A 6,198-nucleotide genomic window follows, 5' to 3' on the forward strand; every position below is an offset into this window, starting at 1 on the left:
TGAGAGCGCCAAGCGTTGCGAATCACTGTTGAATTGTTTGTTATGTTTTACCACAAACACATGATTTACTTGAGAAAGAACTGCAATTTCTAACTGGTTTTCTGAAGCAAACCACAAGGCTGAAACCAACTTGACCGACAAAGGCGACCAACCTAAAAGGTTTAATTCCACTTCCCTGCCCAATGAGGCAACCCAACTAACTTTCAACAAACTCCCTGTCTTTCCAACCAAAGCGCAAAACAATGCTGAATTGCCGAGGCAACTGCCAAGCCAAACTGCCAATTGACTAAGAACCTAAAAGCGACTTAAAGCCAGTTAAACAATAAGCCGACCGCCACGACCTGACAATGAAGCAACCCACGAACATTGGCATGTTTTACGGGCTGAGTGATTCAAGAACTTAGGCCGACAATGCAGATTTGCTGAGTCTACTAGGGACGAATAGCCAGTGGGACAAAGAACTAAAGCCTAAGATATTTAAGCCATTGAAATACAAGTAAACATAACGCCCAATTAAGTAGTGAGTAACGCACTGACCAAGCTGCTGCAAACCACTTACAACACGGAAGCCAACGCATAGTAAAGTCGCCAAGCGTTACGAATCTGCTTGAATTGTTTGTTATAAGCGTGGTTTGAGCATATGCACGAACTGTTCGTCCTGCCCAATCACCTCAAAGCCTAGCCTTTTGTAAAGTTGACCCACTCGATTTCCTTGCAAGTAGCAAAGCTTTATCGGTAACGACTTTTGTTCAGCAATTGTAATGACAACTTTCAATACTTGGCTGCCAATTCCTTTACCCTGATACTCTGGTAACAAGAAAAACCGACCAAAGTATATATGTTCAGAATGGAACTGCATTAAGTAACTACCTACTGCCACCCCATCAACTTCAATTATGGTTGGCTTTTCTTCGTCCCATTCATTGCGATGAATTTCTCTTTGAACACTTTCGTCCCAACCGAAGACAGCTTTAATCGGTTCAAATTCTGCTGATTTCTTTAGCTCGAACAGGAACTCATAGTCACTATTCTTAGCTTTACGGATTTCGTACACCTAACTCTCCAAACCTACAACTACAGATAGCTTATAACGCCCAATTAAGTTGTGAGCAACGCCGTCACAGTGCCTAAACACTTCGCCGTAATCACTAAACATATTGAAACCGAAAGTGCCGAGCGTTGCGAATCAGCTTGAATTGTTTGTTAAGCTACTTGTTCTCAGCGATACGCCACAACACACCACTAGGGTCTGTCATACAAAACTCAAGCATTCCCCATGGCTGTTCAACCAATTCTGTTACCTTGGAACCAAACTCTTCCTCTAGATTGAGTTTCAGTACATGCTCATACCAACTTTGCGCATCTTCGACTAAAAGGTGCATCATGAAATTGTCACTATGAGCCGGTTCATAAAAGTCTTGTAGCAAAAACGGACAAGAGCCAAATTTGAAGTACGCGATTCCATCAAATTCTGATGCGAGTTCGAAGCCAATGCTCTGATAGAAGCGCTTCGAAAGCTCAAAGTTTTTGGCGGGCACAAACGATTTTATTTCTACTGTATTCAGATTTTCCATTTCTAGCACCAATTCCTTTCGGCTGTTTGTAGCTTAACGCCCAATTAAGTTGTGAGCAACGCTGCCACCTTACCCGAACACTTCACCTTAATCACTAAACTAACTGAAACCGAAAGTGCCGAGCGTTGCGAATCAGCTTGAATTGCTTGTTAAGTGTAATTTCACTCCGCAAGTAACTTATGTAGTTCTTGTTCCTTAGCTATCAAGCTAGGCTGAAGTTCTTGTAACTTAGAAAGGATAAAGCTTTGTAAGTGATGTGATATCTGACTTCCTTTGGTCGCAAAAGCTTGCCCAGCAGGAGATTCAAAAAATTCCACTAACCCTTTTAGTTCTTCATCTGAATACATTTCTTGGTAAGCGCTAGCGATATGATCTTTTATTGATGGGTCAGAATAAATGCTCATTTGAAGACTAATGATGTCATTAAATATTTTTTGAGCATCATCTTTTTTGCTATCAGGGATGTTCTTGTTTGCTTCGACCTGTTTCTCTAGCATATTTCGCATTGAATCAGACATCTGCTTCACCGATGCATCTACTGCCATCAGGTCATACAGTTTCAACGACAGCTCTCTTGGGCTTGATTCCGCAAATGCAGATGTCGAAACTACCAATAATAGAAATAAGATTTTCTTCATAACTCCCTCATTACACTTAACGCCCAATTAAGTTGTGAGCAACGCTGCCACATTACCTAAACACTTCGCCTTAATCACCAAACATATTGAAACCGAAAGCGCCGAGCGTTGCGAATCAACTTGAATTGTTTGTTATATTCGCTTTGCCTCGAACCCTGGCAATTCAAAGTCGGCTCTGCAAGCCATTCGTCGAGCAGTGTACTCACAATCAAAATACTCGGGAATTTTATTTGGTGTAGCATAAGGTTCATCTACAACCCTGCGATATAGGTATAAATTGCATAACATTAAGCCAGATAACGCATAAATTACATTCTCAAGATTAGCCTGATGAAACTCTGAATGGCGATGGTGCTTTACTGAGTTATAGCTACTCCACCATTCGGGAGGAGTAGTATTAGACCAATTTTTCCATGGTTTAATAGATTGCTCTAGATGAGGTAAAGAAACTTCCGCTTCAAAGAAACCACTAAGGTGACGATTAATTAGTTTCTTATACTTTTTCATTTCACCAATTTTGTCACCGCTATCAGCAAATGGGCTTTCTCCATCCAGTTGTCTGCACAACAACCTCAATACAGACTCTATCTCCGCACATGCAGTTTGCAAAAGTTTGGCTAACTCAAGCGAAAACGTATTGAAGTTTTTTTCATCAATTTCAATGTAATTCTGAAGATTGATAAAGTCCTTTTCCAAGGAAAGGAAAAATCGCCAGTGATGCATGACTTTACTTTTATTCAATGAAATCTCCTGTGAATATAACGCCCAATTAACGTGTGAGCAGCGCAGACACTGAACTTAAACACTGCGCCGTAAACACTAAACTCAACCCGAAGTGAAAGCGCCAAGCGTTGCGAATCACTGTTGAATTGTTTGTTATGTTTTACCACAAGTTACTGACTTAATTGAGAAAGAACTGCTATTTCTCACTGGTTTTCTGAGCTAAACCACAAGGCAAGCACCAACTTGGCCACCAAAGGCGATTAACCTAAAACCAGTAATTCCACTTCCCTGCCCAATGAGGCAACCCGACCAAGAATCAACAAGCGCCCTATCTTTCCAACCAAAGCGCAAAACAATGTTGAATTGCCGAGGCAACTGCCAAGCTGAAATGCTGCTTGGTAATGAACCTGAAAGCGACTTTGAGCCAGTTAAACAAGAAGCCGACCGCCACGACCTAACAATGAAGCAACCCGCGAACATTGGCATGTTTTACGGCCTGAGTGATTCAAGAACTTAGACCGACAATGCGGATTTGCTGAGTCTACTAGGGACGGATTGCCAGAGGGGCAAAGAACTAAAGCCTAAGACCTTTAAGCCTTTGAAATACAAGTAAACATAACGCCAAATTAAGTAGTGAGCAACGCTACCACCTAACCTAAACCATTGTGCCGTAGACACTAAAGCCGATTCAAACCAAAAGTGCCAAGCGTTGCGAATCTGCTTAAATTTATTGTTAGGGCTATTGTATACAATTATTCTTGCCAGACATACGAAACTAGGTGTATAACAGCGCCCCCCAGATCTGGAGACTAAATTTAGAATGAACAAAACCGTAATATTTGCATTTACTTTACTTACATCATTCGGCTCTATGGCCAACGTAACAGAAGTAACCAACAAGCTACAAGACTTGCCTTCTTTTTCCGGCGCGGCTCGCTGCGAAAGACTCGCCATGTTCTTAGGCAAGGACTATTCAAAATATCAGGAAGATGCAAATACGGTAGGTGAAATTTACATTATCAATTCAGGAATCAAGGACTCACGTGACGCTAAATGTATTATGAGCGCAAGCAAAAGAGTTAACCGTTCATACATTACTGGAGTTATACACGGCGTAGTCGGTGCAACTGGCATGCATGATAGTCAGGTGGCACAAATGCTTTACGAACAGTCCTGCGCAAATAACTATACTGGCGGCATATAGGTTCAATTAGTGGCTGACATTTAAAGGTCTGTCAGCCACATCCCAAGAACAGTAGCCCTAACGCCCAATTAAGTTGTGAGCAACACTGCCACCTTACTCAAACACTTCACCATAATCACTAAACCAACTGAAACTGAAAGCGCCGAGCGTTGCGAATCAACTTGAATTGTTTGTTATGTTTTACCACAAGTTACTGACTTAATTGAGAAAGAACTGCTATTTCAAGCCAGTTTCCTGAACCAAACCACAAGGCAAGAACCAACTTGACCGCCAAAAGCGACTAACCCAAAACCAGTAATTCCACTTCCCTGCCCAATGAGGCAACCCGACAAAGCTCCAAAAAGCGCCCTTTCTTTCCAACCAAAGCGCAAAACAATGGTGAATTGCCGAGGCAACTGCCAAGCTGAAATGCTGCTTGGCTATGAACCTGAAAGCGACTTAAAGCCAGTTACACAAACAGCCAACCGTCACGACCTGACAATGAAGCAACCCGCTAACATTGGAATGTTTTACGGACTGAGAGGTTCAAGAACTTAGGCCGACAATGCGGATTTGCTGAGTCTACTAGGAACGAATTGCCAGAGGGACAAAGAACTAGAGCCTAAGACCTTTAAGCCTTTGAAATACAAGTAAACATAACGCCCAATTAAGGGGTGAACAACGCCTCCACCCAACCTAAAGCATTTTGCCATAAACACTAAATTTGAAGTAGAAGCAAAAATGCCAAGCGTTGTGAATCCCTCTTAAATTGCTTGTTATGCCTGTGGTTGAGATGACCAGGAATTATTAGGATGAACATTAACACCTAGTCCTTCAAGCCTATCTCGTTCTTGAGTAAGATCTGAAATCACTGATTTCAATACCTTAGTTGGTACTCGGTGTTTACTTAAAGTCCCATCAATAACATATAATTCTTTCGTTCCATTACAGAGCAAGTGCCCATTCGTGATAGTACCTACAACCGAAGCATTAGGAGGAATTTCACTAGGAATCTTTAATGAGCAGCAAGGAAAGAATAGTTTACCTTTGTCATCAATAGCCTCTAAGCCACTATAAAATGCAGTCTCACTACCGTGATTGGAAATAAAAATACGTCCACAAAGGTAGTTACCTACCCCGTCTTGATTTGGCTCAATACTACGGCACATCTGAATTTTTAGCTTCGGCTTACGTTGACGAAACTGAAACACATTGATAGCGATGCTTATTACGATCACTATTGTCGAAATTACTTCATATGTACTCATAATTTCCTCATAAGGCATAACGCTCAATTAAGTTGTGAGCAACGCTGCCACATTGCCTAAGCACTTCACCGTAATCACCAAACTAATTGAAACCGAAAGCGCCGAGCGTTGCGAATCAGCTTGAATTGTTTGTTAGGCAAATTTCTCGTTTACTCACTTACTTGGTTTGAAAACAGAATACCTTAAACACGATAAGCAACCAATCACCCACTGACTTTTTGTGATTCAAAAACTACTAAAGCAACTATGTTACAGCCTCACTTTCAACATTCACGAAACACAGCCTTTCAACGACAAAGTAGCTTTTGAACCTGAGAAACTCAAAGCTGCGAAATGACAGCAATAACGAAACCTTCGACTAACTTGCCCTTTCCACACTTTGAGCCAGTGAAGCTCACCACCAACCGATACTGAAAACTAATGAGGCAACCCACGAACTTTGGCATGTTTTACGGTTGGAGAGATTCGAGGATTTGAGCCGACAATGCTGAATTGCCGACTAAGAAAAACAGATAGCCAGAGGGAACAAGAAGAATAAGACAAAGAACTTTCCTGTCCTTTGCCTAACGCCGCATTAAGGTGTGAGCGGCGCTTGGCTATACTTGAGCGAAGCGAAACTGCCAAGCGTTGCGAATCACTCTTAAATGCTTTGTTATGCATATTCTTGCCTAAGCGCAGGTGTTAAGCCAGTAATACTGAACTAGACCTTTTTGTCCTGATACTTCCTTTTCCACCTCAAGAACACCTTTGTTGTGCTTTATAGCCTTGACTGAACCAAGGTTAGCCTTGTTTACCGTTACTAGCGCTTTATC

At 41.8% G+C, this 6,198-nt stretch carries 8 protein-coding genes; 2 read left to right on the forward strand and 6 right to left on the reverse strand.

Annotated features, from left to right (window positions below; all coding sequences use genetic code 11):
- From EJ063_RS21165 to EJ063_RS20065, 5 genes are all read right to left on the reverse strand, one after another.
- Positions 1-282 (reverse strand): hypothetical protein (locus EJ063_RS21165; RefSeq protein ID WP_208640385.1); only part of this gene is annotated, 282 nt, incomplete at its 3' end.
- A 337-nt stretch (positions 283-619) separates the two neighbouring features.
- Positions 620-1,054: a GNAT family N-acetyltransferase gene (locus tag EJ063_RS20050; RefSeq protein WP_126576042.1), complete on the reverse strand. Its 435-nt coding sequence runs from the start codon at positions 1,052-1,054 to the stop codon at positions 620-622.
- A gap of 154 nt (positions 1,055-1,208) precedes the next feature.
- Positions 1,209-1,574 (reverse strand): VOC family protein, encoded by a 366-nt coding sequence (locus tag EJ063_RS20055; RefSeq protein ID WP_126576043.1) that lies wholly within the window; start codon positions 1,572-1,574, stop codon positions 1,209-1,211.
- A 161-nt stretch (positions 1,575-1,735) separates the two neighbouring features.
- Positions 1,736-2,212 (reverse strand): DUF2059 domain-containing protein, encoded by a 477-nt coding sequence (locus EJ063_RS20060; RefSeq protein WP_126576044.1) that lies wholly within the window; start codon positions 2,210-2,212, stop codon positions 1,736-1,738.
- A gap of 132 nt (positions 2,213-2,344) precedes the next feature.
- Positions 2,345-2,953 (reverse strand): hypothetical protein, encoded by a 609-nt coding sequence (locus EJ063_RS20065; protein ID WP_126576045.1) that lies wholly within the window; start codon positions 2,951-2,953, stop codon positions 2,345-2,347.
- 337 nt (positions 2,954-3,290) lie between these two features.
- On the opposite strand from EJ063_RS20065, the gene EJ063_RS21100 reads away from it, so the two are divergent.
- Complete coding sequence (locus EJ063_RS21100; protein ID WP_167469934.1) at positions 3,291-3,452, forward strand: hypothetical protein; 162 nt, start codon at positions 3,291-3,293, stop codon at positions 3,450-3,452.
- A 303-nt stretch (positions 3,453-3,755) separates the two neighbouring features.
- Positions 3,756-4,139, forward strand: a complete 384-nt coding sequence (locus EJ063_RS20920) for a hypothetical protein (RefSeq protein ID WP_158676015.1) — start codon at positions 3,756-3,758, stop codon at positions 4,137-4,139.
- Positions 4,140-4,894: 755 nt separating this feature from the next.
- On the opposite strand, the gene EJ063_RS20095 is transcribed toward EJ063_RS20920, so the two are convergent.
- Entirely contained in the window at positions 4,895-5,386 is a 492-nt protein-coding gene (locus tag EJ063_RS20095) for a peptidase T (protein ID WP_126576049.1), read from the reverse strand.
- Positions 5,387-6,198 lie beyond the last annotated feature (812 nt).

The sequence above is a fragment of the Vibrio aquaticus genome (assembly GCF_003970385.1).
Classification (GTDB): domain Bacteria; phylum Pseudomonadota; class Gammaproteobacteria; order Enterobacterales; family Vibrionaceae; genus Vibrio; species Vibrio aquaticus.